Annotated in this window: 23 protein-coding genes; 9 read left to right on the top strand and 14 right to left on the bottom strand. The window is 62.9% G+C overall.

The window, feature by feature from the left end:
- The first annotated feature begins 49 nt into the window (after window positions 1-49).
- A complete protein-coding gene (pta, locus tag CAURI_RS11975) occupies window positions 50-1,414 on the top strand; it encodes a phosphate acetyltransferase (RefSeq protein WP_010188741.1) in 1,365 nt (454 codons plus the stop codon).
- Window positions 1,415-2,635 carry an acetate kinase gene (locus CAURI_RS11970; protein ID WP_010188744.1) on the top strand — a complete coding sequence of 407 codons (1,221 nt, stop codon included), beginning with the start codon at window positions 1,415-1,417 and terminating at the stop codon, window positions 2,633-2,635.
- On the opposite strand, the gene CAURI_RS11965 is transcribed toward CAURI_RS11970, so the two are convergent.
- From CAURI_RS11965 to CAURI_RS11955, 3 genes are read right to left on the bottom strand one after another with little or no spacing between them, the layout of a single operon-like run.
- Window positions 2,632-5,220, bottom strand: a complete 2,589-nt coding sequence (locus CAURI_RS11965) for a serine/threonine protein kinase (protein WP_010188747.1) — start codon at window positions 5,218-5,220, stop codon at window positions 2,632-2,634. The two genes, CAURI_RS11970 and CAURI_RS11965, sit on opposite strands and share 4 nt — an antisense overlap.
- Window positions 5,220-6,311, bottom strand: coding sequence for a glutamate ABC transporter substrate-binding protein (locus CAURI_RS11960; RefSeq protein WP_010188748.1), 1,092 nt, complete (start codon window positions 6,309-6,311; stop codon window positions 5,220-5,222). Before CAURI_RS11960 ends, CAURI_RS11965 begins: the two co-directional genes overlap by 1 nt.
- Entirely contained in the window at window positions 6,311-7,747 is a 1,437-nt protein-coding gene (locus CAURI_RS11955; protein ID WP_010188750.1) for a hypothetical protein, read from the bottom strand. The genes CAURI_RS11960 and CAURI_RS11955 overlap by 1 nt, the downstream gene beginning before the upstream one ends.
- Before the next feature lie 84 nt (window positions 7,748-7,831).
- On the opposite strand from CAURI_RS11955, the gene CAURI_RS11950 reads away from it, so the two are divergent.
- Genes CAURI_RS11950 through CAURI_RS11935 form a run of 4 tightly spaced genes read left to right on the top strand, consistent with a single transcriptional unit; the run spans window position 7,832 to window position 11,234 of the window.
- Window positions 7,832-8,320 (top strand): NUDIX domain-containing protein, encoded by a 489-nt coding sequence (locus CAURI_RS11950; protein ID WP_012715327.1) that lies wholly within the window; start codon window positions 7,832-7,834, stop codon window positions 8,318-8,320.
- A gap of 39 nt (window positions 8,321-8,359) precedes the next feature.
- On the top strand, window positions 8,360-9,298 hold the full coding sequence (locus tag CAURI_RS11945; protein ID WP_010188752.1) for an ABC transporter ATP-binding protein: 939 nt from the start codon (window positions 8,360-8,362) through the stop codon (window positions 9,296-9,298).
- Window positions 9,298-10,062, top strand: a complete 765-nt coding sequence (locus tag CAURI_RS11940) for an ABC transporter permease (protein ID WP_010188753.1) — start codon at window positions 9,298-9,300, stop codon at window positions 10,060-10,062. Before CAURI_RS11945 ends, CAURI_RS11940 begins: the two co-directional genes overlap by 1 nt.
- Window positions 10,059-11,234 (top strand): multidrug effflux MFS transporter, encoded by a 1,176-nt coding sequence (locus CAURI_RS11935; RefSeq protein WP_012715326.1) that lies wholly within the window; start codon window positions 10,059-10,061, stop codon window positions 11,232-11,234. Before CAURI_RS11940 ends, CAURI_RS11935 begins: the two co-directional genes overlap by 4 nt.
- Before the next feature lie 328 nt (window positions 11,235-11,562).
- On the opposite strand, the gene CAURI_RS11930 is transcribed toward CAURI_RS11935, so the two are convergent.
- The 4 genes from CAURI_RS11930 to CAURI_RS11915 are packed head-to-tail and all read right to left on the bottom strand — an operon-like array spanning window position 11,563 to window position 15,460.
- Window positions 11,563-13,026, bottom strand: a complete 1,464-nt coding sequence (locus CAURI_RS11930; RefSeq protein ID WP_010188755.1) for a phospholipase D-like domain-containing protein — start codon at window positions 13,024-13,026, stop codon at window positions 11,563-11,565.
- A 6-nt stretch (window positions 13,027-13,032) separates the two neighbouring features.
- Window positions 13,033-13,842, bottom strand: coding sequence for an exodeoxyribonuclease III (locus tag CAURI_RS11925; protein ID WP_010188756.1), 810 nt, complete (start codon window positions 13,840-13,842; stop codon window positions 13,033-13,035).
- Window positions 13,843-13,847: 5 nt separating this feature from the next.
- Window positions 13,848-14,846, bottom strand: coding sequence for an N-acetylglutamate synthase, CG3035 family (locus CAURI_RS11920; protein WP_010188757.1), 999 nt, complete (start codon window positions 14,844-14,846; stop codon window positions 13,848-13,850).
- Window positions 14,846-15,460, bottom strand: coding sequence for a peptide deformylase (locus CAURI_RS11915; protein WP_010188758.1), 615 nt, complete (start codon window positions 15,458-15,460; stop codon window positions 14,846-14,848). The genes CAURI_RS11920 and CAURI_RS11915 overlap by 1 nt, the downstream gene beginning before the upstream one ends.
- Window positions 15,461-15,476: 16 nt before the next feature.
- On the opposite strand from CAURI_RS11915, the gene CAURI_RS11910 reads away from it, so the two are divergent.
- Genes CAURI_RS11910 through CAURI_RS11900 form a run of 3 tightly spaced genes read left to right on the top strand, consistent with a single transcriptional unit; the run spans window position 15,477 to window position 17,707 of the window.
- Window positions 15,477-15,731 (top strand): DUF3263 domain-containing protein, encoded by a 255-nt coding sequence (locus tag CAURI_RS11910; protein WP_010188760.1) that lies wholly within the window; start codon window positions 15,477-15,479, stop codon window positions 15,729-15,731.
- A gap of 26 nt (window positions 15,732-15,757) precedes the next feature.
- Window positions 15,758-16,522, top strand: a complete 765-nt coding sequence (locus tag CAURI_RS11905) for a LytR C-terminal domain-containing protein (protein WP_010188762.1) — start codon at window positions 15,758-15,760, stop codon at window positions 16,520-16,522.
- A 48-nt stretch (window positions 16,523-16,570) separates the two neighbouring features.
- Window positions 16,571-17,707, top strand: a complete 1,137-nt coding sequence (locus CAURI_RS11900; RefSeq protein WP_010188764.1) for a glutamate--cysteine ligase — start codon at window positions 16,571-16,573, stop codon at window positions 17,705-17,707.
- Window positions 17,708-17,873: 166 nt separating this feature from the next.
- Here CAURI_RS11900 and CAURI_RS11895 read toward each other — a convergent pair whose 3' ends face one another.
- The 7 genes from CAURI_RS11895 to CAURI_RS11865 form a co-directional block, all read right to left on the bottom strand.
- Window positions 17,874-19,097, bottom strand: coding sequence for a glycosyltransferase 87 family protein (locus CAURI_RS11895; protein ID WP_010188766.1), 1,224 nt, complete (start codon window positions 19,095-19,097; stop codon window positions 17,874-17,876).
- Between the two features lie 88 nt (window positions 19,098-19,185).
- The gene (locus CAURI_RS11890; RefSeq protein WP_010188768.1) at window positions 19,186-19,566 is read right to left on the bottom strand and encodes a monovalent cation/H(+) antiporter subunit G; all 381 of its coding nucleotides are present in this window, start codon (window positions 19,564-19,566) and stop codon (window positions 19,186-19,188) included.
- On the bottom strand, window positions 19,563-19,835 hold the full coding sequence (locus CAURI_RS11885) for a monovalent cation/H+ antiporter complex subunit F (protein ID WP_010188770.1): 273 nt from the start codon (window positions 19,833-19,835) through the stop codon (window positions 19,563-19,565). The genes CAURI_RS11890 and CAURI_RS11885 overlap by 4 nt, the downstream gene beginning before the upstream one ends.
- Window positions 19,835-20,353, bottom strand: a complete 519-nt coding sequence (locus CAURI_RS11880; protein WP_010188772.1) for a Na+/H+ antiporter subunit E — start codon at window positions 20,351-20,353, stop codon at window positions 19,835-19,837. The genes CAURI_RS11885 and CAURI_RS11880 overlap by 1 nt, the downstream gene beginning before the upstream one ends.
- Entirely contained in the window at window positions 20,350-22,146 is a 1,797-nt protein-coding gene (locus tag CAURI_RS11875; protein ID WP_010188773.1) for a Na+/H+ antiporter subunit D, read from the bottom strand. The genes CAURI_RS11880 and CAURI_RS11875 overlap by 4 nt, the downstream gene beginning before the upstream one ends.
- A complete protein-coding gene (locus CAURI_RS11870) occupies window positions 22,139-22,639 on the bottom strand; it encodes a Na(+)/H(+) antiporter subunit C (protein WP_010188775.1) in 501 nt (166 codons plus the stop codon). Before CAURI_RS11870 ends, CAURI_RS11875 begins: the two co-directional genes overlap by 8 nt.
- A complete protein-coding gene (locus CAURI_RS11865; RefSeq protein ID WP_010188777.1) occupies window positions 22,639-25,554 on the bottom strand; it encodes a Na+/H+ antiporter subunit A in 2,916 nt (971 codons plus the stop codon). The genes CAURI_RS11870 and CAURI_RS11865 overlap by 1 nt, the downstream gene beginning before the upstream one ends.
- Window positions 25,555-25,697 lie beyond the last annotated feature (143 nt).

Here is a 25,697-nt window from a genome sequence, read left to right as displayed (position 1 = left end):
CCACTATGTGAGCCCGGGTACACGCTTTCTAAGCAGAGAAAGGTTTCTTATGACCGCCAAGTCCTCACGGAATTCCGCCTTTATCAGCGTCATCGGGCGCGGCTTTGACGGTTTGGACGTTGCTGCTGTGGCTCAGGAACTGGGGGCCACCTTCGCCCAGGTAGATGACTTGGGAACCACGCTCAGCGAAGTCCTGGAGAATGCCCCTACGGGCAACCTGGTCCTCCAGGGCACCGGCGTTATGGACTTTGATGCCAAGGCCGCCGCCGCCCTAGGTCTGCCCTTCGTGTTGATTTCCGCTGCACCCGCACGCGCCGCGGAGTTGGCGCTGAACCACGCGCGTTCGGTGGGTGCCACGGTGGTGGGCGCGTTGACCGACGTCTCCTCGGTTCCTGGTGCGATTTCCTCCCTGGAGGAGATCGAACCTTATATGAGCGCTGAGCTTTTCCAGAAGCAGCTTTTGGATCAGGCCCGCGAGATTGGCGCGCACATCGTTTTGCCGGAGGGTGAGGATGACCGCATCTTGGAAGCCGCGGGTGAGCTCATCAAGGGTAAGGTGGCGAAGCTGACGATTCTGGGTGATGGGAACGTTGAGAAGCGTGCCCAGGAACTCGGGATCGACCTGTCCAGCGTGGACATCATCAACCACCTGGAATCCCCGCTGGCAGAAGAATTTGCGGCGGACTTCGCGGAGCTGCGCAAGCAGAAGGGCGTGACGCTGGAGCAGGCGCGCGAGACGATGAAGGACGTGTCCTACTTCGCCACGATGATGGTGCACAAGGGCTTGGCCGATGGCATGGTCTCCGGCGCGGCGCACACCACGGCGCACACCATTAAGCCTTCCTTCCAGATCATTAAGACCAAGCCGGAGGCCTCGGTGGTCTCCTCCATCTTCCTCATGGTGATGCCGGGCCGCCTGTGGGCCTTCGGTGACTGCGCGGTCAACCCGAACCCGACCCCGGAGCAGCTCGGCGAGATCGCCATCGTCTCTGCGCAGACCGCAGCGCAGTTCGGCTTGGACCCGCGCGTGGCGTTGCTGTCCTATTCCACGGGTACTTCGGGCGCTGGCCCGGATGTGGAGAAGGTGGGGCAGGCCGTCGAAGTGGCTCGCGGCATCGATTCCTCCGTGGCGGTGGATGGTCCGCTGCAGTTTGACGCTGCCTGCGACCCCGGCGTGGCCGCCAAGAAGGCGCCGGAATCCGACGTTGCGGGTAAGGCCACGGTCTTCGTCTTCCCAGACCTGGAGGCCGGCAATATCGGTTATAAGACGGCACAGCGCACCGGTGGCGCACTGGCGGTGGGCCCGATTCTGCAGGGGCTGAATAAGCCGGTCAATGACCTTTCGCGCGGCGCGACCGTTCCAGACATCATCAACACGGTGGCTATTACCGCAATTCAGGCAGGGGTGAAGTAGATGGCGTACGTACTCGTTCTCAACTCGGGTTCCTCCTCGGTTAAATTCCAGCTGGTGGACCCGGAAAGCTCGGCCACGGATACGCCGCTGGTCTCCGGTTTGGTGGAGCAGGTCGGTGAGCCGCAGGGCGCGGTGACCGTCAAGACGGGCGGTGAGGAATTCAAGGAAGAACTGGAGATCCCCACCCACTCCTTCGGCTTGGACCGCGCGTTTAGCATCATGCACGAGCACGGCGTGGGTCCGACGGATGTCGAGGTCATTGCCGTGGGGCACCGCGTGGTGCACGGCGGGCGCCTGTTCAGCGAGCCGCAGCTCATCGTGGACCAGATCGAGTCCATGATCGAGGACCTCATCCCGCTCGCACCGCTGCACAACCCGGCGAACCTGGACGGTATCCGCGTGGCGCGTAAGCTGCTGCCGGAGATCCCGCACGTGGCGGTCTTCGATACGGCCTTCTTCAATCACATGCCGCCGGCGGCAGCGCTCTACGCCATCAACAATGATGTGGCCTCGCAGTACGATATCCGCCGCTACGGCTTCCACGGAACCTCCCACGAGTTTGTCTCGCAGCAGGTGCCGAAGCTTCTTGACCGCGACCCGGGGCATGTTCACCAGATCACGCTGCACCTGGGCAACGGTGCCTCCGCCGCGGCGATTCGCAACGGCCGCCCGATCGATACCTCGATGGGCCTGACCCCGCTGGCAGGTTTGGCCATGGGCACGCGCTCGGGCGATATTGACCCGGGTATTATCTTCCACCTCTCGCGCGAGGCGGGTATGTCGATCGATGAGATCGACAACCTTCTGAACAAGCGCTCCGGTGTGAAGGGTATTGCGGGTGTCAACGATTTCCGGGTGCTGCGCGAGCGCATCAACAACGAGGACCAGGATGCCTGGCTGGCCTATAACATCTACATCCACCAGCTGCGCCGCTTCATTGGTGCATACATGATTGCGTTGGGCCGCGTGGACGCGATTACGTTTACCGCCGGCGTGGGTGAGAACGATACCGAGGTCCGCCAGGATTCGTTGTACAACCTGGACATGTACGGCATTGACTTCGATAAGGAAGCCAACCTGGTGCGCTCGAAGGAGCCGCGCATGATTTCGACCGCGGATTCCCAGGTCAAGGTCTTCGTGGTGCCGACGAACGAGGAGCTGGCTATTGCACAGAAGTCCGCGGGTATCGCGGCCATGGCCCGGGAGGCGGGCCTGTACTAGAACATCGTGACTGGGCGGACCTTGTTGGCCAGGTCCACCAGCGCGTAGCGGTGGCGAGCGAACGGCGCCTGGCGAGCTAGTGCCCGCAGGGTATCCGCCAGGCCATAGCGCAGGCCGCGCTGGGTAAAGGGGAACTCGAAGAGATCGTTGGGGGAGGCCGCAGCCTTGAGGTCTGATTCACGCAGGAAGGTCAGCCCGGCGGAGATGACCGCAATCTTGATCTGCAAAAAGCGCGGCTCGTTCTGCGGAATCTCCTCCAAGCGGCGGGCGGCGCGCCGGATGCGGGACTCGGAAAGGTCGTGCACGATGAGCTGCAGAACCGTGGTCAAGCGGGCCATGCGGTGGTGGCGTGACGCATTGGGGACCTTATCCAAGGTGGCCACGGCGAGCTCCACCTGGTGCTCGGCGCGCAGCTGGCGGGCCAAGCCGAAGGCGGAGGAGACCGTCGTCGGGTTCGTGGCCCACACGATGCCGTAGAGACGCAGCGAATTGAAACGCAGGTGGGCCGGATCATCGGTGATGTGGTCCCAGATGCCCGGCTGGTCCTCAAAAGCATCATTGGGCAAATCCGCCAGCGAGGTGGTCAGGTTGGCGCAGGCGCGGGCAACGGCAGCGTCGATAAGCGCGGCTTCCGAAAAACCCAGCTGCTGCAGGATGAGCTCGTTGACCGCGCCGATGGCCAGCTTCGGTGCGGCCTCACCGGGCAGGACGTCGAGGACGTGCGCGAAGTGGGCCTGGGCCTCACGGTATTTGTCCAAGAGCAGTTCGGTCACGCCCGAGTACCAGTGGAAGCGCCAGTCCTTGCCCAAGCGCTCCTCGATGGAGGTCAACCACTCGCGGGCCTGGCCGATATAGCCCAGGTCAATCATGGCGCGCACCACGCCGAGGGGAATCTCGGCGGATTCTTCGTACTCCGGGGCCTGCATGGCCTGGCGCAGGGTTTCTAGCGCTTCCTGCGGCTCGGTATAGGAGGAGCCCTGCAGCAGCGGGGCTCCGATATCGGAGCGGACAACCAGCGGGATGGGCAGCGCGGAGACCACCTCGGGGGCGGTGATGCGGACGGTGCGGTCGATGCCATCGATGAGCTGGTCTGTGCGGAAGACCAGGTGCTTCGTGCCGAAGGTCGTACGCTGCGGGGAGAAGACGGAGTGCTGGGCCGGGTGCTGGATGCCATCACGGAGCGCGATGACCTCGCGCAGGACGCCGAAGAGCTGGTCGCGCAGCTCGGAGACCGACGCGAAGCGCTGCTCCGGGTCAGGGTCAGTCGCGCGCAAGAGCAGGCGGTAGAAGGAGAGGTAGCGGCGCAGCAGCGGCTCCTCCGTGGGGGAGGGGAGGCCGGGCTTGTAGACGCCATCCTCCACCGGCAGTTTCAACGTCAGGCAGGCCAGGGTGCGGCCGATGGTATAAATATCGCTGGCCACCGAGGGGCCCTGGGTGGAGATCTCCGGCGCCTGAAAACCCTGTGTTCCGTAGATATGCCCGAAGGCACCGATGCCGGAGACCGCGCCCAGATCGATGAGTTTGACCTGGTCCTCGGTGACGATGATGTTGGAGGGCTTTAAGTCGTTGTAGACCACGCCGCGGGCGTGCAGGTAATCCAGGGCGGGCAGGATTTCCAAGATATAGGCAATGGCCGTATCGACCGGGAAGCGGTCATTGGCCTGGTCGTTGCGGCGCTGCTTCAGCGAAGGTCCGCCGACGTATTCCATGACGATGAAGCCGCCGGGCACGCGGGGATCATCGATGAAGTTGAAAATCTTGACGATATTCGGGTGCGTGATATCCGCGAGGAACTCACGCTCCGCCTCCGCAGTCGCCGTTTCCTCGGCGGAGTTGGTGGATTGCATGCCCTTGAGCACCACGATGCGCCCGGAGACGAAATGGTCATTGGCCAGGTAGATCCAGCCCAGCCCGCCATGCGCCAGCACGCCGAGGATTTCGTATTGGCCCGCCACCATGTCACCCGGCTTAAGCTGCGGCGGGGCGGCGCGGGGCGCATCCTGCGGATCGATGAGTGCTTGAGTGGGATCATCCGGGACGACGAAGGGCAAGGTGGCCATGCCATCGGCCACTTCGCGGTCGGTGCGCTTGGTGCTGCGGCGCTGGCGGAAGGTATCGAGCGCGCGGCGGCGGGAGGCCTGCGAAGGGTCCTCTGCTTTGCGACGATCTCGCAGCTGCCCCAGCTCCTCGATCAGTGCCGCGATATTGTCTGAATCGACGTATTCGCCATCGCCAGGCTTGTTCGTCGCGCTGCCGTGCGCGCCGGGCTGACCGGCGGGGGAGAGGACGGCGCCAGTGGCGGCGGGTTCATCCTCCCCGAAGTCATCGGCGAAAGGATCGAAAGGTACCGCCGCGGTGCGGTCGGAGGCTTCCGTGTTGTCGGCGCCGGAGGCTGCTGTTCTCGGATCGCCTGGTTTCGCAGGCGAGGTGCCGAGAAGGTGATCCTCCGAATAATCGTCATCGTCATCCGCGAAGGGATCGAAGCGGACGGCTTGCGTGGCGTCGGCAGGAGCTTCGGGCTCCGCGGTCTCGTGCTCTTCGGGCGTGAGGTGGTCGAGCTCATCCTCGCTGAAGCGGTGCGACATTAGTGTCCCTCCTTCTTCTCGCCGGGTGGGTTGCTGGTTGGGGAAGTCGGCTGGGATTCCGTCGCGGGTGGGGTCTCATCGAGGTACTTCGGCGCCGGGAGCACCGGCTGTTCCATATAATCCCCCAGCCACGTTGTGAAGAGCCTCTGCCAGGTCCCGTCCTTGCGAATGCGCTCCAGCGTGGAGTTCACCTGACGGATAAGCGGGCGCGAATCATACGAGCCATCGGGTTTGCGCACGGCCACGCCGTAGCTTTGGCTTTCGAGGGGACCACCGACAATCTCGGTGTAGCGATCCTGGGCCAGCATGCCAGAGAGCAGCGCATCATCTACCACGATGCCATCCGCTTGCCCCAGTTGCAGGGCCATGAGGCAATCGCCCCAGGCGCGGGTTTCTAGGATGTCGGAAGCAGGCGCGTGCGTGCGTATCGCGTCCACCATGGTGGAACCCTTTGTTGCACACAAGGTCATCCCAGCGGTATCCGCGATGGACTCAACGCCGGAGTTCTTCAGCACCAGCAAACGCGCGTCGGTTTGCATATAGGGAATGGAGAAGGAGACTTCGCGCTGGCGGCTGGGGCTAATCGTCATGGTGCGGATGACGATATCCACCGTGCGATCATTGAGCGCACGCGCGCGTTCGGAAGCCTCCACGAAGCGGAAGTCCACCTTGTTGGGATCCCCGAAGATATCGCGGGCGATTTCGCGAGCAATATCGACCTCGAAGCCGCGGACCTCGCCGCTGGCGGTATCGCGGTAGCTGAGCAGGTTATTGGAGCGATCCACACCCACGATAAGCCGGCCGCGCGCCAGGATATCGGGCACGCGCTCCTCCGGCTTCTTATCGTCCGGGCGGTAGGAGCCATAGGCCTCTTCGGTGCTTTGTTTGGACGCCTCACCGGCGCCAGCGGGCTCGATGATGGCATCCTCCGGCAGTGGTGGTCCCGGCGTGGAATCGAGGTTCGCGGTGGAGGGGAGGATGGGGTCCTGCGTGCTGGGCGGCTCCGGCTCACAGCCGCTGAGCGCCACGGCGCTGCTGAGCAAGAGCAAGGCTGTGGTCCACGCTAAGCGTTGAGGGTTTCGGCGGCGCATCACAGGTACTCCTGAAGACGGGGACGAATACCTAGCCACACGGCAATAATCGCACCAAAGGTGGCCAGGAGCACGCCGGTCGAGACCATCGTCATGGCATTGAGTCCCTGGACCAGATAGGTGCGCATGGCATCGCGGGCTTGATCGATGAGTGCTGCCAAGGAGCTATCCACGGCGTTGAAAGCACTGGCGGCGGTCGGGTCACCATCCGGATCGATGGCGGTGGCCTGGTACAGCGCGCCATCGTAGTCGCCCATGGCAAGGTCCTCGGTGAACTTCTCGTGCGTGGATGTCCAGTCTTCTACTGCCTGCTTGGCGCGGGGAATCAGGGAAGGATCGGAGGAGGGGAAGTCGTCGTCGTTAAGCGCCTGCTCATAATCCCGCAGGGCCTGGTCCACGGAGTACACCGTGGAGCTAAAGTGCACGGACATGTCCTGCTCGGAGGAGCGCAAGACTAGCGCGAGAGTCTCCGAGGTGCGCATCTGCTGGGCCTCGATGCGCGAGGCAGTCAGTGAATCCCAGGGGCGCGATACCGTCTCGAAACCCTGGTGGCCCGAGGCCCACGTGGCGAAGTTGGAGGCGGAGGCCCATACCAGCGCGAGGAACAGCAACCCCGTGGCCGCCACAAAGCCACGGTTGAAGCGGCGGCGGGTCAGCCGCCACAGCCACCACTGCGCCAAGCCGAGGAAAATGAGTGCGGCAACCAGCCCGGACAGCGGAACCCACTGCGGGCGGGTCAGACGCTGCTGCTGTTGGCTCACCTTCTCCGAGGTCAGGGTGAACAGCTCCGCGGCGGCGGGGAGAATCTGGGTCCGCATGAGCGCCGAGGCGTTGGACATATAGGAATTCGCCACGGCGTGGCCCGCGCGGTGATTGACACGCGCCTTTTCCACGAGGGCGGTGTACACCGGCAACTCGCGTTGGATAAAGGTGACGAGCTCGCGCACGCGCTCATCCTCGGCGGAGGTGCCCACGATGGCCTGCGTGGCGGCGACCGACGCGGCATCGATGGCCTCGTTATAGCGGTTGCGGTTATGCTCCGGTTCGACGCCCGCCTGCACGAAGCCGGTGGTGGCCACGGTATCGGCCAGAGACAGGTTGGTGTAGAGGTGATGCGCCGCATTCGACATCGGCTCCGTGGAGGTCAGCAGAGTATCCAGGTCATCGTGGCGCGCGGCCGAGGAAGAAGACATAGAAAACCCGGCTGCCGCGAGCGCGGCGGTCAGGATGACGGTGACCGTAAACAGCTTGCCGGGCGTGGTGGAAGCAAAGCTATAAAAGCGCCGGAGGACGCGCGCTGGGCCGGAGAAGGAACTCATGGCCAGCTGCGTGGGGCGGCTAAAAGCCGGGGCAGCAGGCTCGGTGACCTCATCGAGCCAATGATCGCCCCATGATTCGGGGGAGTGCTCGCGCAGTTCGGTGGCCGGGCCGGTCATTCCCTTAGGATAGCGCCCCGCACCCCATCGCGCGATGATTTGGGGCAGGGTGGCGTGGGCTTATTCTCGCGTATCGTATAAGGCATGTGTACACGCGTTAACCCAGAGCTTTCCGGTGATGGCTGGTCTAAAGGCCCGGGCGGGGTGCCGGTATGGGGCAAGTTTGGAGCAGCTGGCCTCTTCCTCGTGGCGGGGGACCAAGTGCTGCTGCAGCATCGCGCTACGTGGACGAATAACGGTGGGACCTGGGGAATCCCGGGCGGGGCGCGGGATAAGCCGGAGTCGCCGGAGCGGGCCGCGCTGCGGGAGACGGAGGAAGAAACCGGAATCTCGCCGGCGGACGTCGAGGTTCTAGGCTCGCTCGTTACCGCCGGGCCCTTCGAGGAAGGCTGGACCTATACCACGGTGTTAGCGCGGACGGTTTCGGGGCAGCGCTTAGCCACGACCGCCAACGAAGAATCCGCAGAGCTGCGCTGGGTGCCCTTTAACCAGATGGAAGAGCTGGAGCTTTTGGCTCCCTTCCGGGAAGCACTGCCGCGGTTGCTGAAGTATTGGGAAGAAAACGGCAGCTGATACAGGCGCGCGACGGGAACCTGTGGCACGCTGTAGGACATGATTGAAGTAGCCGGACTGACCAAACAGTACAAGTCTGTCCGCGCCGTCGATGACCTCACCTTTCAGGTGGAGCCGGGCCAAGTGACCGGCTTTCTGGGGCCCAACGGCGCTGGAAAATCAACGACGATGCGCATGATCCTGGGCTTGGACAAGCCCACCGCTGGCACCGCCCTAGTACACGGTAAACCCTACCGCGAGCTGAAGAACCCGCTGCGTGAGGTGGGCGCGCTTCTCGACGCCAAAGCGGTCCACGCCAACCGCACCGCCGCTAACCACCTGACGTGGATGGCGCAAGCCAACGGCATCCCCACCTCCCGCGTCGATGAGGTGCTCGGGCTTGTGGGCTTGGCTGATGTTGCGGGCAAGAAGGCCGGCGGCTTCTCCCTTGGTATGGGGCAGCGCCTGGGCTTGGCGGCTGCATTGCTGGGGGACCCGGGCGTGCTGATTTTGGATGAGCCGGTCAACGGCTTGGACCCGGAGGGCATTCGCTGGGTGCGCTCGCTCGTGCGCGCGCTGGCAGCAGAAGGCCGCACGGTGCTCATCTCCTCCCACCTGCTGGCGGAGATGGCGCAGACGGCCGACCACTTGGTGGTCATTGGCCGCGGCAGGCTCTTGGCTAATCAGCGCACCTATGACTTTGTGAAGGAGAATTCCAGCTCTTCGGTCATCGTGCGCTCGGAGCACCTGCGCGAGTTCGGCTCGGCGCTCAAGGAAGCCGGGATTTTTTACCACGAGTCGGCTGATGAGGAACAGCGACCAACGCTAGTGATTCCTCACCAGACCACGGACTACGTGGGCCAGCTGGCTTATTCCACGGGTGTGCCGCTGACGGAATTGACGCTCCACCGCGCCTCGCTGGAAGAGGCTTATGTGGCTATGACGGATCGCGCGGTGCAGTACCAGGCGGAGGCACCGCAGGAAGGGGTAAACCGCTAATGTTTCTCAATACTGTTCACTCGGAGTGGACGAAGCTGCGCACGACGAAGTCCTTCTGGTGGACCACGGTCCTCATCTTCCTCATTGTGACCGGCTGGACGCTGCTGAACTCGCTCAACGCGGGCGAAGCGGTTCTGGGTATTAGCCCGCTGCAGGAGCGCAGCCTGGGTTCCATCATCTTGCTCATGGGCATGCCGATCATCATGATCCAGGCCGCGATGGTGGTGACTACGGAGTACCGCTATAGGACGCAATCCCTGACCTTCATGGCTAACCCGAAGCGTTGGACCGTGGCCTGCGCCAAGCTGCTGCTCTACGGAGTCATTGCGGCGATTATTGCTTTTTTGGGCTTGGTGTACATCTTCGTGTTGGCGGATGTGACTACGAACGAATCTGCGGCGGAGGCCTTCCAGCCCTTTGCCAGCGAGGATGGCAAGTACATGCTGTGGGCCTTCCCGCTCGCCGCTTTTGGCGTGGTTGCCTTTGTCCAAGGCTTAGGCATGCTCTTGCGGCAGACCGCCGGCACGGTGGCCATCTGCCTCATCTTGTACTTGGGCTTGGAAAATATCGTGCGCGTGCTGCCGCTAGTGGGCGATAAGGCCATTCACTTCATGCCCTTTACCGCCTTCCAGAACTGGGCGGTGAACTATGTCGATGAGAACGCGCCGTGGTCATCGGTAGGCTTTGAGGCTCTCGTCTTCTTCGGCTGGGCCGCAGTTCTGTGGATTGTGGGCGTCATCGTGCTGGAGAAGCGCGACGCGTGATTCCATATCCACTCCTGGCTACATTGGCGCTGTTGTCCGCAACAGCGCCTTTTGCCACAGATATGTATTTGCCGGTGATGCCGGAGATCGTCGCCGAACTGGGCACTACCCGGTCCATGGTGCAGCTGACTATCTCGGGCTTCTTCATCGGCATGGGCGTGGGCCAGCTCGTGATGGGCCCGCTGTCCGACGCCATCGGGCGCAAACGCCTCCTCGTTGCCGGTGCCGCCCTCGCGCTGGCGGCCTCTGTCCTGGCAGCGATGGCTCCTACCGCCACCGTTCTCGTGGCTGCCCGTGTGCTGCAGGGCCTCGGTGGCGGTGCGTGCACGGTGCTGGCCCGCGCGGTGGTTCCTGACCTTGTGCACGGATCGGCGGCTGCGAAGGCTTATTCGCTGCTCATGGCGTTGCAAGGCATCGCACCGGCGGTGGCCCCGGTGCTCGGTGGCGTCCTGGCGGAGCCGTTGGGCTGGCGTGGCATCTTTTGGGTGCTGGCCGGGCTGCATGCGGTGCAATTGGTGCTGGCGGTTGCCATCGTCCCGGAAACCGCGGGCGGGCGCTCCCGCGCCGGGCTGTTTCGCACGGTCGCGGGCAACTACTGGGCGGTACTGACCAATGCCCGGGTGTGGGGCTACTTGGTAACCATGGCCTTCGGCTTCTGCTCGATGTTTTGCTACATCTCCGCCTCGGCCTTCGTGGTGCAGGATCAGTGGGGATTCTCGCCTTTGGGCTATTCGCTGATTTTCGGCGTCAACTCCGTGGGCCTCTTCGCGGCCACGCTGGTGAATTCGCGGGCGATGGATTCGGTCTCCCCGGCGGTCATGTTGCGCATCGGCGTGACCGGCGTTTTCGTGTGCGGGGTGCTCTTGTTGCTGTCGGTGCTGTTTGGCGCTCCGGTCTGGGTCTGCCTCACTGTGCTTTTTGCCTGCGTGGCGCCGACCGGCTTCATCATGGGCAACGCCACGGCGTTGGCCACGGGTCTCATGCGCCCGCGAGCGGGTAGCGTATCCGCGATCATGGGCTTCGGCCAGTCCATGCTGGCCAGCGCCATCAGCCCGCTCATGGGCTGGGACTCAAACGCGGCGCTGACCATGGCCATCGGAATGGTGTGCTGCAGCTTCATCTCGCTGTACGGCCTCGTGGTATCCACGCGGCTGGCCCGCGGCGCTGCGTGACGCGCAGCGCCGCCTAGTGCGGAGCTGTGCACCAGGACGTTGCACAAGGTCCCGAGTACAAGCCGCTGAGCAAACGGGTACCGTCACAAGACAACGAGCACCGCGTGCTACGCAGTTGGAGCCTTGCAAACGGCATCTCACAAAAGGCATCAGTCAAAGGGCGTCTTTGCCTCTGAAAACGCCTTTTGCGGGCGCTAGTTGGCGTTTTTAGGACCAAAAGCGCCTTTTGGTAGACGCCTTCTAGGAGACGCCTTCTAGGAGATGCCTTCTGCGTGCTGTTCGGCTCCCTTGGCAATAAGGGAACCATGTGCGGGTCCCCATGCATCCCCTACTGCAGGGCGGAGGTCAGGCGCATGACGTTGTCCACGTAGCGGCGCAGCAGGCCGCGCTCGTTCCACTCCTCGAGGGTGAGCTCGTGGCAGACCTTCTTGTAGTTGCTGGCCAACTGGGTGAAGTCATCGATGAGGTCGCCCTTGGCCACCAACATGGTCGATTCATAGTTGAGGCCGAAGGAGCGCATGTCCATGTTGGAGGAACCAAACATGCACAAGGAGTCGCGCTCCGGCAGGTTCGGGTCCGCAAGAATGAACTTGGAGTGCAGCACGAAGGGCTCGGGGAATTGGAAGATCCGCACGCCAGCCTCCAACAGTGCTTGGTAGTAGGAGGACTGCGCGTGGTTGACCATGAACTGGTCCGCCTTCGCGGACACCAACAACTCCACTTCAACGTCGCGGTAGCACGCGGTGGTGACCGCCTCCAAGAGGGACTCGTCCGGGATGAAGTAGGGCGAGCAGAGAATGAGCTTTTCCTTGGCGTGGTGCACCACCGAATTGAACATGCGCAGGTTGGGTTCCGTGGTGTATCCGGGGCCGGAGGGGACCAACTGGAGGTGGTTGGAATCCGCGGTCATGGCGTCGTCGTAGGGCTGCATGTCCAAGGACAGCTGTTCCTCGGATTCTAGGTACCAATCCACCGCGAACACCGCAGCCAAAGACGTCACCACCGGGCCGGTGAGCTCCACCATGTAATCGATCCACGCGCGGTCCTTGGTTTTGTATTCGCGCTTAATCATGTTCATCGAACCCAAGAACCCCGTGTGGCCGTCGATGACCACGATCTTCCGGTGATTGCGCAGGTCCGGGCGGCGGAAGCGGCCCTTGTGCAGCTGCAGCGGAAGCATGAGCCGCCAGTCGACGTCAATCTCGGTGAGGCGTTTGCCCAGCGTGAAGTAGCCCTTGTACTTCAAACTGCCGATCTGGTCTAGCAGCAGCTTGACCTCCACGCCGCGCTCGCGGGCGCGCGCGAGGGACTGGAAGAAGACATCGGTCACCTCATCCCAGGACTGGATGTAGATTTCAATGAGCACGTATTTCTCAGCGCGGTCCACCGCCCGCGCCATGGCCAGGATGGCTTCCTCATAGGAGGCATGCAGGCCTTTGTTGTGGCCAATGAGAGCTGGGTGGCCGGTGAGGTTGCGATTGAGCTGGATGAGGGATTCCACCTCCGGAGAGAGGCGGCCCGAGGGGTGGTTGGGGGTGGAGGCGGTGACGTCGCTAAGCAGCGCGTTGGCCTCCTGCTGGATGCGGTGGCGCCGGCGGTTGATATAGGGCGAGCCCATGAGCAAGAACAACGGCAGACCCACGATGGGCAGCACAAGAATGGCCAGCAGCCAGGCGGTGGAGCTGGAGGGGCGGCGGCCCTCGGGGACCACGCCGATGGCGATGATTTTGATGCCGTAATCAATAAGCAGCAGTACAAACTGCCAGACGGAGAGATCGATGTTGAGGTTCATGGCAGGCTAGCGCACTGACGCGAAATCGGGGACATCGAAATCCGCGATCAGCGGCACGTGGTCGGAGGTCTTGTCGCCGGCGCGCTCAACCATGTCCACCTGCGCTCCTTCGACGAGGCGTGCGAGGGGTTCGCTGGCCAGCTGGAAATCGATCCGCATGCCCTCGTTCTTCTGGAAGCGCAGGGACTTGTAATCAAAGTAGGTCCAGCGATCTTCCTCGGTGAAGCGGCGGGTGACTTCCACCAGCCCGGCCTCTTCCAGCATCTGGAAGGCCGCGCGTTCCGGTTCGGTGACGTGCGTCTTGCCACGGAAGGGGGACATATCCCAGACGTCCTCATCCCACGGCGCAATGTTGAAGTCACCCGTGAGCAAGAGTTTCGACTGCGTCCGGTTCTCCGCATAGCGCGCCAAGGAGTAGAGGAAGTCCAGCTTGTAATCGAAGTGCCGGTCCGTGATTTCGCGCCCGTTGGGAACGTAGAGGGACCAAATTTCAATCCCGCGGACGCGGGCCGAGACCGCTCGGGCCTCGCGCGCTTGCTCCTTGGCGGGGTCCTTGTGGAAACCAGGCTGACCGGGGAAGAAGGTCTGGACCTCTTCCGGTTCTTCCTTGGACAGGATGGCCACGCCATTCCATTGGTTGAGACCGTGGCAGGTCACGTGGTAGCCGACCTCCTCGAAAGGCTCGCGTGGGAACTTCGCATCCGCCACCTTGGTTTCTTGCAGGCAGAGCACGTCGATGTCGTGCTTGGCCAGAAGATCTACCGCGCGCTGAGCGCGGGTGCGAACGGAGTTGATGTTCCAGGTAGCGATGCGCATGTGGTTTAGGGTACTTGAGTCAGGCGGCGGGCGTAACGGTGGCGGTGTTGCTCTAGGAAGCCGAGCTTCTCATAGAGCCGAATTCCCGCCGTATTATGCGCTACGACCTGCAGGTAGGCCTTCTCCGCGCCGTGGGCCTTGCCCCAGGCCAGCATGTGCGCGCCCAAGGCGGTGCCCAAACCTTTGCGGCGCCAACCTTCGGCCACTTCCACGGCGGAGTAACCCAGCCACACGGTGCCGTCACCGGATTCAGTGAGCGTGCCGCGCGTAATAGCGATGGTCTCACCAGCAGGGGAGAGGAGGCGTCCGAAGCCCATCGTTCCCTCGATGTGGCTGCGCAGGTACTCCAGGGCTAGGGGCGGCAAAGCGTGGCCGCGGAAGTGGTAGAGATCGAGCCATTCGGAATCGGGCTGCGCATCGATGCGGAAGGTGACCTCTTCCGGTTCTGGCAGATCCTCCAAATCGCGCACCATCACCAGGATCTCCGGCTCGAGCTCCCAGGCTTCAGGCTCGGCAGCCACGAGCTTCTCAGCAGGCTTGCCGATGCGCTCCGGGAAGGCCAGGCACACAGGAAGATCGTGGCGCTCATAAAACGCTTCGATCTCCTCCATTGGCACCGGCAGAAATCCCGCCGAAGGCCCCAGCGGAATCGCGGAATTTGAGCGGCCCGTCACGCCATCACCCGCGCGCATGAGCCACTGGCCATCCGAGGTCCACTTGTGTTCCTTGCCCGGGAAGGCCGCCGCGGTGGCCACTTCGACGGCGCGGATATCGGAATTGCGGACCGTGCGTGGGGAGAGGCGCTTAATAATCTTGAGCTGCTCTGGCGGAATCTCCACCGCGTCGAGAGAAGAGGGGTAGCCGCCTACTTCCTGCGGGCGGATGACCAGCGGCTCCAGGCTGAGCACGTGGCCAATCACATCGCTGTGCACGCCGCCGAAATCGCGCCGGGCCACCACGCGCTCGCCCACCTGGACGGAATCGGAGCGGAAGATGCGGGACATTAGTCCTCGTGCCCGAAGGGATCTTCGTCCTCGCCCGGCAGCCAGGTAAGCCCGGCCTCGGTCCAGCCGTTGCGCTTAATGGCCTTCTTGGCCTGGCGCTTGTAGCGGCCGGTGAGCACGTCGGTGTAGACGAAGCCATCGAGGTGGCCGGTCTCGTGCTGCAGCATGCGTGCGAAGAAGCCGTAACCCTCGATGGAGATGTCCTCGCCCTTTTCATTCTTGCCGGTCACACGCGCCCAGTCGGCGCGGCCGGTGGGGAAGCCCTCGCCGGGGACAGAGAGGCAGCCTTCGTCCTCGGAGCCGTCATCAGCCGGCATGGTCTCCGGGATCTCGGAGGTTTCCAGCACCGGGTTAATCACGCAGCCGCGGCGCATGCCGCCTTCGGGAAGCTCGGTGCCATCTGGCCCGTCGGTGTCGGGGCAGTGGTAGACAAAGAGGCGCTTGTTCACGCCGATCTGGTTGGCGGCTAGACCGACCCCGTGCGCGGCGTCCATGGTTTCGTGCATGTCCGCGATGAGCTCCTGCAGCTCGGGGGAATCGATGGGCTCGGTGACCGGCTCGGTGGGATTGTGAAGGACCGGGTCGCCGTGGATAACGATGGGACGAATAGTCATGGCATACAGTCTAAGCATGCATTCCCTGTCAGACCTAGACGCCGCGATTTTGGAGTTCGAGTCCCACGCCCCGCGCGATATCGGAGCCAAGGAGGAGGCCATCCGTGCGCAGCTGGACATTACTCCGGTGCGCTATCACCAACGCCTCAACGTGCTCCTTGATAACCCCGCCGCGCATGCTTCCTACCCGCTGTTGGTGACACGTTTGCGCCGGCTTCGCGACGCCCGCGAGGACGTCCGGCGCGCCGCACGCGACAATACGCCGGACTGAGACCCATAGATACTAAAGTTGCCAGTGTGACTAATGTGAATCCGGAAAACTCTGCCTCGTCCGCTGACCGCGCGCGCCACGCCGCCGATTCCGAATCGGCGGCCGCCGCCCCGGCCTCCGCTAGCAAGCTACCGCTGCGTGGTGTTGCCATGGTGCTCATCGCCGTGGCCGTCATGCTCGGCATGTGGGCTCTCTACGCCATGACCTCGGATGGTTCCGAGGACACCGCGCAGGATGCGCCCGCCAACGACGCCGCCGTCTCCGGTCCCGCCACCGGTGGCGTTGAAGGCGATGCTGTCACCGGCGGTGCGGAGGGCGAAGCCGACAAGAACAAGGACGCCGCCGAGAACGAGCGCCCGGCTGATGCCGACGCTAACGCGGAGAACGCCGACCAGGCCGGCGCGGAGCACAAAGAGAACCGCGAAGGGAACGCCGAGGCCGGCGCCGCCGCAGGCAACGCTGACCGCCCGCAGGCCGAAATCCCCGTCAACGTTTTCAACAACTCCGGCCGCGCCAACTACGCAGCTGACGAGGCAGAGCGCCTCAAGACCGAAAAATTCAAGGTGGCCGAGGTAGGCAACATCAGCGGCGACGTCCTCGTCGCACCGCAGACCACCATCTTCTTCCCGCAGGGTGATGCGGCGGCCGAGAACCTGGCCAAGGAAGTCGCCGCCCAGTACTACGGCGGCAATGTTCCGGCGGAAGCCATTGCGCCTTACCCGGCTGAGCTGACCGGGGATTACACCAAGGGCGATGCCGTCGTCGTGGTCCTCGCCGTTCCCCAGGCCTAAGGAATAAAAACTTATTAAATTCACCCTGTTGGTGGATAGGATGAATGGGTGAATATTCCGGAAGAGAACTTCGCCCGCTCGCCTGAGCCCACGCTGGGCGTGGAGTGGGAAGTCGCCCTCGTTGACCCAGTGACCTGGGATCTCGTGCCGCGTGGTGCGGAGCTTATCGACGTTGTCCGCGCCTCCCACCCCTCCGTGCACCTGGAAAAGGAATTCCTCCAGAACACGGTGGAGCTGGTGACCGGGGTATGCCGGACGGTGCCGGAGGCGATGGGGGACTTGCAGACGTCGCTAAGCGCAGTGCGTGAAGCGGCCAATTCCATGGATGTGCGTCTGTGGGCCTCGGGCGGGCACCCTTTTACGGACTTCCGGAAGAACCCCGTCTCCGCGAAGGAGAGCTACTCCGAAATCATCAACCGCACCCAGTACTGGGGCCAGCAAATGCTGCTGTGGGGCACGCACGTGCACGTTGGCATCAGCCATGAGGAGCGCGTGTGGCCCATCATCAATGCGCTGATGACCAAATACCCCCACCTGCTGGCCATTTCCGCCTGCTCGCCGGGGTGGGAGGGGCTCGATACCGGCTACGCCTCTAACCGCACGATGCTCTACCAGCAGCTGCCCACTGCCGGCATGCCCTACCAGTTTGAAAACTGGGAGCAGTGGAAGTCCTACATGCGGGACCAGGCCATTTCGGGAGTCATCAACCACACCGGCTCGATGCACTTCGATGTTCGCCCGGCCTCGAAGTGGGGAACGGTGGAGGTGCGCATTTCCGACGCCGCCTCCAACCTTCGCGAGCTCTCCGCCATCGTGGCGCTGACGCACTGCCTGGTGGTGCACTATGACCGCATGATCGATGCGGGCGAGCAGCTGCCGACTCTCCAGCCTTGGCACGTGGCGGAGAATAAGTGGCGCGGTGCGCGCTATGGCATGGACGCGCTGGTCATCACCTCGCGCGAAACCGATGAGCGTTGGATCAAGGATGAGCTGGCGGACCTGCTGGTGGAGCTGGCCCCGCTCTCGGAAGAGCTGGGCTGTGCCCGGGAGCTGCAGCTGGTGCAGGAGATCATCGATTCTGGGGCGGGCTATGAGCGCCAGCGCCGCTTGTACGAGGAGACCGGCAGTTGGCAGAAGGTGGTCAAGGCCACCGCGGAAGAGATGGAGCAGCTCTTGCCGCTTTAGGGTGAGTACCGAACGATCAATTAAGGCCCGAAAACTGGTGGTTTTCAGGGCCTTAATTGATCGAAACGTACTTTGGGGAAGCTGTCTCGCCTCGACGAGGACGTTTCGATCACATAACGCCGCAAAACCGCTTTGGTCTCACCCCTTAATTGATCGAACCGACCTCCTAGCTCTTCTCCGCGGCACGCTTGCGCGGCGCCACGAAGCCCCACACGGCGTAGACGGCGATGAAGGCGATGCAAGACAGCGTCCACAGCGAGGTCGCCCACGGCTGGAAGGATTCGATCGCGTCGAGGTTGGCCGTGGACATGGTGAACCACACCGGCACCGACATGAACGGCAGCGACACCACGAACAGGGCCGCCACGGAGGCAAGGCCGGCGAGCTGCTCGCCGAACTTCCCGGATAGCCGTGCAGTTAGCGCCTGGTTGACCGATACGAAGACCATGACCACGAAGGGGATGGTCCACACGAAGTGGTGGTACCAGGAGAAGGGGGAGACCAAGCAGGTGCTCAGGCCCGTTAGCGCGAAGGCCGCCGAGCGGTTGCCGCGTAGGTATGCGGTGCGCAGCGCCAGGCAGGTAAGCGCGAAGACCACGATGACCGCCAGCAGCCACCAGATGCCACCATCGATACCAAGCTCGCGGAACATAAGCGAGCGCAGCGACTTCGCGCCAGGGTTGGCATGCTCGCCCACGCGGGAAGAATTGAACATGGCATCGGTCCAGAAATCCATCGCGTCCGGCACGAAGAGGAAGCCGAGCACCACGGTCACCAAGAAGGTGATGACCGCTCCCAGGGCGGCCCACCAGCGCTTCTCAAAGAGCAAAGCCAACCCCATATAAGCCGGGGTCAGTTTGATGCCCGCAGCCAGGCCAATTCCTACGCCCGGGAGGCGGCGCTTGAGCGGCAGGAAATCCAAGGCCACGAGCAGCATCAAAAAGACGTTGACCTGCCCGTAGTACAGCGAACCGTGCATCGCCTCATTCGCCGGGGTGAGCGCAGTAAGCAACACCGCGACGAGTACCGCGGCCGGGGTCACCTTCACGCCCCGCTCACGGAAGATCATGACGACGATGGCCAGCACCGCCAAGAACATGAGCGCGGGCCAGATAATGGTCAGCGCACCCTTGCTGAAGAAGGGCAAAACCTTGAACAGCAGGCCCGCGAACGGTGGGTAGGTGAAGGGGAATTGGAAGATATAGGGGGCGTCGTAAAGCAGGCCGCCCGCATTGAGGTCTTCGCCTGCCATGCGGTAGATGGAAAGGTCGAAGGGGAGGATATAGATGAAGGAGTGGGGTCCATCGAACTGGCTGAACTTGTACACCATCACAGCGATGCCCAGTGCGAGAACAGCGCATATCGTTGGTACGCCTTGCAGCTTCTTCACGTCGACTCTCCTCGAATGAGCACCTATTATTGCCTTTTGCAGCCTATATTAATGCTCCCTCTTTCCCGGGGAGAAGGAGCCCGTGTCCTTACTTTCGGCGCATGGAACGCGCGGCGGGGGCCTCGTTGCGCAGCATCGAGTCCGGCGTGCCGTACAGGCCCTCGCGGCGGGCGATACGGGTGGTTCTTTGTGCGGTCACCGGGCTGGTGATCATGGCGAAAAGGACAAGCAGCACCAGGATGCCCAAGTCGCCGCGCTCGGCCACGCTGAAATCCTCCGAGCCCGTTACCTTGATGATGGCGCCCAGAATGGTGAAGATGAGGCCAGTGGTTTGGGGTTTGGCGATGGCATGCACGCGCGCCATCGTGTCCCCAAAACGAGCCACTCCAATCGCGGCCGCCAAAATGAGTATCGAGCCGACGAGGATGAGGATGATGGAGAGGACATCGGCAATCAGTGCGTAACTCATGAATCCCTCTTCCTGAAGCGAGTAACGGAGACCGTGGAGATGAAGCCGAGGAGCGCTACGACCAGCATCGCGTTGGAGACTGTGGTGTCCAAGGTCCAACAGATATAGGTGGCCAGGGCACATTGGAACATGGCTACGAGCCCGTCCATGGCGATGAGCCGGTCGAGCGAGTTGGGGCCGATGACGATGCGCCACGTGGTGATGAGGAAGGCCACCACGAGGAAGCCCGCGGCCACGGTGAGCAGGATGTTATACACGTCAGTATCCATCAGGGGTGGCTCCTTTCGAAGATGGCAATCATATCGGCTTCCAGCTTGCGCACCGCCGCGATCTCCCGCTCCAAGTGTTCCTCAGAGTCAGCGTTGAGGAGATGGATGGTGAGCATGCGGTTGGCAATATCGATATCGGACACCGTGCCGCCCGGTTGCAGGTTATACAAGCTCACCGCCAGCGCGAGAACGAACTCGTTCTCCACGCGCATCGGCAACTTCACAATCGCGGTCTTCGGCACTTCCTGCGGGCGTACTGCCAGCCAGCCAACCTTGATGGAAGCTTCCATCAGCTCCACGAACCACTGCGCCATGAAGATGAAAAGCTTGCCCCAGCTCACCGAAATTCCTGCCACGGGCATGGCCGGCAGCGGTAGCGCGAAGACGATGAACAGGCTGGCCAACAGCCCGCCCACCAGGTTCGCCACGGTGACCTCGCCCATGAGCATGCACCACATGACGATGATCCACACCATGAACCAGGGGCGGAAGCGGTGCTTAATCCCGGCAAATCTCATCGCGATGCCTCCTTTTCATCCTTGCTCTCGGAGGTGGGCAGAGAGGGCGTAGCGCTTGGCGACGTCCTCGTCGTCGGCGCCACCGGCTCCGGATCCGGGATGGGCTCGCTCCGGTTCTTCCGGGAATCCGCGCCCTCCTCGTAGCGCTCAGCGGGGTCTAGGTGGCGCGTCGGGTCCTCAGCGGAATCACCCAGCACGGCATAACGGTAGATGGAGTCATCCTGCGCCGAGGTGGCCGCACGGGTGGTGACACCGGAGATGGGGCCCGCCAGGAAGGACATCGACACCGACGCAATGACGAGTAGGGAAGTGGAGGCCAGCATACCGAAGGGCACGCGGCCGACGTCATCGCGATCTGCCAGCTCGACGTACTCGGTGACCTCGCCCAGCGGGGAAGGACGCACCATGGCGAGGTTGCCCTCGGGTGCGTCGCCGCGGTCACGCAGGAAACCCTTGGCCCAGACGAGGACCATGACGTACAGAGTGAGCAGCGAGGTTATCACCGCGCCGCCGATGAGGACCCACGACATCCACGAGCCCTCGTTCGCGCCCGCCTGGAGCAGCATGATTTTGCCCAGGAAGCCGGAGAAGGGCGGGATGCCACCCAGATTCATGGCCGGGATGAAGTACAAAATAGCGATGAGCGGTGCGGTGTAGATCAGCGAGCCCAAGCGCCGCAGCGAGGAGGTGCCGGCTTGGCGCTCGATGAGGCCCACCACCAGGAAGAGTGCGGTCTGCACTAGAATGTGGTGCACAGCGTAGAAGATGGCGCCCGACAGGCCCTGCGCGGTTCCGAGGGCAACGCCGAAGATCATATAACCGATGTGGCTCACCAGCGTGAAGGACAGTAATCGTTTGATATCCGATTGGGCGATGGCACCCAAAATACCCACGAGCATCGTGGCCAGCGCGACCCACATGAGCAGGTTATCTAACCCACCAGCGGTGAAGATGGAAGTGCGCGCGCGGATGATGGCGTAGACACCGACCTTGGTGAGCAGGCCCGCGAAGACAGCGGTGACCAGCGAAGGCGCTGTGGGGTAGGAGTCCGGCAGCCAGGCGTCCAGCGGGAAGACGGCCGCCTTAATGCCAAAGGCAATGAGCAGCACGGCGAACACCGCGGAGCGGGTGCCCGCCGGGATATCTTCCATGCGGATACCAATCTGGGCCATGTTCATCGTGCCCACCGCAGCGTAGATATAAGCCAAGGCCAGCACGAAGATGAGCGAGGAGGCCATGGAGACCATGACATAGCCCACGCCCGCCCGCACGCGTGCAGGCGAGGCGCCGAGGGTGAGCAGCACATACGAGGCCACGAGGAAGATCTCGAAGCCCACGTAGAGGTTGAACAAGTCACCGGCCAGGAAGGACACGTTCACGCCCATGGTCAGCAACATGTAGGTGGGCAGGAAGACCGCCACCGGCTCGTCCTTGGTGCCGTCGCGCACGCCCTGGGAAATGGCGTACCACATGACGGAGAACAGGACGACGGAGGAGGTAAAGAGCATGACCGTGGACAACCGGTCCGCCACCAGCGTGATGCCCACTGGCGCGTCCCAGCCGCCCACCTGCACGGTCTGAATGCCGGTGGTATCCGCGATGAAAATCAACGCGGCGTTCACCGTGGCGAGCGTGAGCAGGGAGAAAAAGGCGATGCGACGCTGCGCATGGGCATTGCGTGCAAAGAGCATCGCCAGCGCGGCGGCTAAAGCCGGGATGATGATCGGCAGGGGGATCAGGTAGCTGATATACGGCAGCAACAGATCCACCAGGGGCGAGATGGTCTCACTCATCGGTGGCCTCCTTCACGGGAGCCTCGAAGAACTCGGGGCCAAACTTATCGCCTTCCTTGGTGTTGCGGCCGGTGGTCGGGTCATTGGAAGCATCGTGGTCTGGGGCAGCCGAGGCATTGCCCGGGCGCGAGGCCATCGCCGCGATGGCGGTGTCCTCGGTGTCATCCTCAATCACGTCCGCAGTGCGGTAACGGTACTGGCGGTAGGCCAACGTGAGGATGAAGCCGGTCAGCGCCATCGAAATGACGATGGCCGTGAGGATCATCGCCTGAGCCAGCGGATCGGCGATTTCCTCGCCATAGGGCAGGGAAGTCCGGCCGTCGATTGGCGGCGAGCCGGCTTTACCGCCAGCCATGAGTACGAAGAGGTTCGCGCCATTGCCCAGCAACAAGATGCCGAGCAGCATCTTGGTCATCGCGCGGTCCAGCAACAAGTAGACCCCTGCGCCGCAGAGCACGCCCGCAGCGAGCAGGAGCATGAGGTTGGCATCCATTAGGCGTGTCCTTTCTCTGCGGTGGCAGTGGCTTCTTTTCCTTTAGCACGGCGTGCCAGCGAGCGGGCGCGGTCGCGGGCGCGTTGCTTACGCATCTCTTCTTCCTCATCGAGTTTGGCACCCAAGGAAGACAAGACGTAGAGCGTGAGGCCGACGACGATGAGGTAGACACCGGCGTCGAAAATCAGCGCCGAAGGCAGCGAGACATCACCGATGAGCGGCACGCCGACCTTCGTGTACCCGGTGGTCAGCGGCGGATAGCCCAAGAGCATCGGGGTGATAACTGCGCTGAGGGAAAGAAGCAGACCCACCGCCATGGTGCGGCCGCCGTCGAGAGGCAGCGCCTCATCGAGCTCCTCGCGGCCGCCCGCAAGGTAGCGCAGAATCAGCGCCAAGGCCGCCACGAGGCCGCCGGCGAAACCGCCGCCGGGGGCGTTGTGGCCGCCGAAGAAGAAGTACAGGGACAGCACCATCATCGAGGGGAAGAGGATGCGGGTGCTCACGTCCACCATGAGGGAGCGGTTGAGGGCCTTCTCCGATTCCACGCCTGCGGCCAGCCAGCGGCGGCCGGTGACCTGCAAGGTTGGGCGGCGGGAGGAGCGGGTAAAGCTCTGCGTGCGGTAAATCAGCGAGGCAATACCCGTCGCGGCGATGATGAGCACGGTGATCTCGCCGAAGGTATCCCACGCACGCAGGTCCACGAGCAGGACGTTGACCGTGTTGGCGCCGTGGCCAATCTCCTTGGCTAGCTCCGGCATGTACTGCGAGATGGGCTCTTCGCGCCGAGCGTTGATAGCGAACATGCCCACTACGGTGACGGCCAGGCCCACGCCCACCGCTAGCCACGCGCGCAAGCGGCCGGTCTTGGGTTCCTGCTTCCACTCGGTGTTGGCCGGCATGCGGCGCAGCACCAGCATGAAGAGCACCATGATGATGGTTTCCACGAGGAGCTGCGTCAGCGCCAAGTCCGGCGCACCGTGAAGCGCGAAGATGAAGGACAAGGCGTAGCCGGTCACGCCCACGAGGATGACGCCGGAGAGGCGGTTATCCAGCACCGTGGCGGCGATGGCGGCGATGATGATGACCACCGCTGCGATGGCCTGCCAGGGGTTCTCGGCCACGATCATGTGCACGTTGGTGATATCACCGTTGATGAGCATGACGATGGGCAGCACCATGAGGGTGGCAAAGATGACCGTGAGGTTGAACTGCAGCGAACCGCGCTGCGTGGAAGCGGTGATGCGCAGGGAGAGTTGGCGCAGGGCGTTGATGACGGCGTCGTAGGAGTCATCGGCCGAGCCCAAGGCCGGGTAGGTGAACTGGGCCTTCGTGAGGGCTTGGCGCTGCCAGTGCAGGAGAGAACCGGCGACGATGATGACCACGGAGAGCAGCAACGGGATGGTGAAGCCATGCCACAGCGCTAGTTCGGACGCGTGCTTCGCGCCAAAGGTGTTGTCCAGGTGCTGCGTGATGCCGTGGGACAAAGGCAGCGGCAGCAGACCAAAGAAGATGGTCAGCAGAGTCAGTACCGTCGGCGGGATCCACAGGAAGGGGCCGATGTGGTGCATATTCGCTACCGCTTCAGAGGGCTCCTCCTGCCCCTTCGAGGAGAACGCGCCCCAGAGGAAGCGCAGCGCATAGGCCATGGTCAGCGCGGAGCCGACGACGACCGTCACGAGCAGCATGTTGCGCGGCATGCCGACCAAGAGCTCCTCGTGCATGATCGCCTCGAGCGTGGCCTCCTTGGACACGAAGCCCAGCAGCGGCGGGATACCGGCCATAGACATCGCGGGGAGGATGGCCAGGATGTACAGCGCGGGTTTCTTCTTGCCCAGGCCCGCAAGCTTGTCGATGTCCCGGGTTCCCGTCGAATGGTCGATAGCGCCGACGATCATGAAGAGCGCGGCCTTGAAGAGGGAGTGCGCGAAGGTCAGCGCCAGCCCTGCCTGCATGGTCTCGCGGGATCCGATGGCGATGATGGCGGTGATAAAGCCCAGCTGCGAGACGGTGCCGTAGGCCAAGACCAGCTTCAGGTCGCGTTGCTTCAGCGCCATCCAGCCGCCGAGCAGCATGGTGAAAGCACCCAAGGGGATGACCACCAGGTGCCAGGTGGAAATGTCATGTACCGAGGGGGCAAGGCGTGCGACGAGGTAGATGCCGGCCTTCACCATCGCCGCGGAGTGCAGGTAGGCCGATACCGGGGTCGGCGCGGCCATGGCGCCAGGCAGCCAGAAGTGGGCCGGGGCGATGGCGGACTTGGACAGCGCACCGCAGAGGATCAGCACGATGGCCACGGTGAGGTAGGGGGTGTTGGCTAGGTCTTCGGTGGCGGCTATACCGCTGAAGGACCACTCGCCGGTCTGGCGGCCGAGGAGCGTAATACCCACCAGCATGGCGAGGCCGCCCAGAACAGTCACCATGAGCGCCTGCTGCGCTGATCGACGCGACGAGGCTCGCTCGCCGTAATAGCTCACCAAGAGGAAAGACAGCAGGGAGGTGATTTCCCAAAAGACGTAGAGCAGCAGGAAATTATCGGAAATCACCAGGCCATACATGGCCGTGGCAAAGCCCACCATCTGGCTGCCGAAGAGAGCAAGGCGCCGCCGGGAGTGGTCGAAATAGCCCCAGCAATACAACAAAACCAGCGCGCCTACGCCCAAAATAATGAGGCTGAACAGCGCGGAAAGCGCGTCCATGCGCAGGCTGATGGTCAGGTGCGCAGCGGGCATCCAGTCGAGGTCATACGCCAGCTGATTGCCGTCACGCAGCGCTCCAGTGGTGAGCTGTTGGAGCACCCAAAAGAAGCCCACCGCGGGCATGACGGCAAGGAGGCCGAAGGCGCGGCGGCCGAGATAGAAAAGAAGGAATGGAGCGGCGATGGTAGTAATTACCAAGGCGCTGAAGAGAGTGAGCACGAGGTTGCGGTGGCGTCCTTTCCTTGTAAGGGACTGGGTTAAACCCACCGCAATGGCGGGCGTTCACTAGTGCTCACGATACAGACTGAAATCCCAATTTTCACATTTTCGTTTCATACAGTTATATATGTGTCTCCTGTTGG

The organism is Corynebacterium aurimucosum ATCC 700975, assembly GCF_000022905.1.
GTDB classification, from domain to species: domain Bacteria; phylum Actinomycetota; class Actinomycetes; order Mycobacteriales; family Mycobacteriaceae; genus Corynebacterium; species Corynebacterium aurimucosum_F.
Note: the sequence above shows the minus strand (reverse complement) of the source record. Positions and strands in the feature narration are given on the sequence as shown.

Excerpts from the sequence above, each read along its gene's own strand:
- CAURI_RS11910 (WP_010188760.1), top strand. The coding sequence starts at position 15,477 with ATGCATTCCCTGTCAGACCTAGACGCCGCGATTTTGGAGTTCGAGTCC.
- CAURI_RS11915 (WP_010188758.1), bottom strand. The coding sequence starts at position 15,460 with ATGACTATTCGTCCCATCGTTATCCACGGCGACCCGGTCCTTCACAAT.
- CAURI_RS11960 (WP_010188748.1), bottom strand. The coding sequence starts at position 6,311 with ATGCGCCGCCGAAACCCTCAACGCTTAGCGTGGACCACAGCCTTGCTC.
- CAURI_RS11875 (WP_010188773.1), bottom strand. The coding sequence starts at position 22,146 with ATGAGTGAGACCATCTCGCCCCTGGTGGATCTGTTGCTGCCGTATATC.
- CAURI_RS11890 (WP_010188768.1), bottom strand. The coding sequence starts at position 19,566 with ATGAGTTACGCACTGATTGCCGATGTCCTCTCCATCATCCTCATCCTC.
- CAURI_RS11880 (WP_010188772.1), bottom strand. The coding sequence starts at position 20,353 with ATGAGATTTGCCGGGATTAAGCACCGCTTCCGCCCCTGGTTCATGGTG.
- CAURI_RS11925 (WP_010188756.1), bottom strand. The coding sequence starts at position 13,842 with ATGCGCATCGCTACCTGGAACATCAACTCCGTTCGCACCCGCGCTCAG.
- CAURI_RS11870 (WP_010188775.1), bottom strand. The coding sequence starts at position 22,639 with ATGGATGCCAACCTCATGCTCCTGCTCGCTGCGGGCGTGCTCTGCGGC.
- CAURI_RS11950 (WP_012715327.1), top strand. The coding sequence starts at position 7,832 with ATGTGTACACGCGTTAACCCAGAGCTTTCCGGTGATGGCTGGTCTAAA.
- CAURI_RS11970 (WP_010188744.1), top strand. The coding sequence starts at position 1,415 with ATGGCGTACGTACTCGTTCTCAACTCGGGTTCCTCCTCGGTTAAATTC.
- CAURI_RS11945 (WP_010188752.1), top strand. The coding sequence starts at position 8,360 with ATGATTGAAGTAGCCGGACTGACCAAACAGTACAAGTCTGTCCGCGCC.
- CAURI_RS11885 (WP_010188770.1), bottom strand. The coding sequence starts at position 19,835 with ATGGATACTGACGTGTATAACATCCTGCTCACCGTGGCCGCGGGCTTC.
- CAURI_RS11920 (WP_010188757.1), bottom strand. The coding sequence starts at position 14,846 with ATGTCCCGCATCTTCCGCTCCGATTCCGTCCAGGTGGGCGAGCGCGTG.
- CAURI_RS11930 (WP_010188755.1), bottom strand. The coding sequence starts at position 13,026 with ATGAACCTCAACATCGATCTCTCCGTCTGGCAGTTTGTACTGCTGCTT.
- CAURI_RS11955 (WP_010188750.1), bottom strand. The coding sequence starts at position 7,747 with ATGACCGGCCCGGCCACCGAACTGCGCGAGCACTCCCCCGAATCATGG.
- pta (WP_010188741.1), top strand. The coding sequence starts at position 50 with ATGACCGCCAAGTCCTCACGGAATTCCGCCTTTATCAGCGTCATCGGG.
- CAURI_RS11940 (WP_010188753.1), top strand. The coding sequence starts at position 9,298 with ATGTTTCTCAATACTGTTCACTCGGAGTGGACGAAGCTGCGCACGACG.
- CAURI_RS11965 (WP_010188747.1), bottom strand. The coding sequence starts at position 5,220 with ATGTCGCACCGCTTCAGCGAGGATGAGCTCGACCACCTCACGCCCGAA.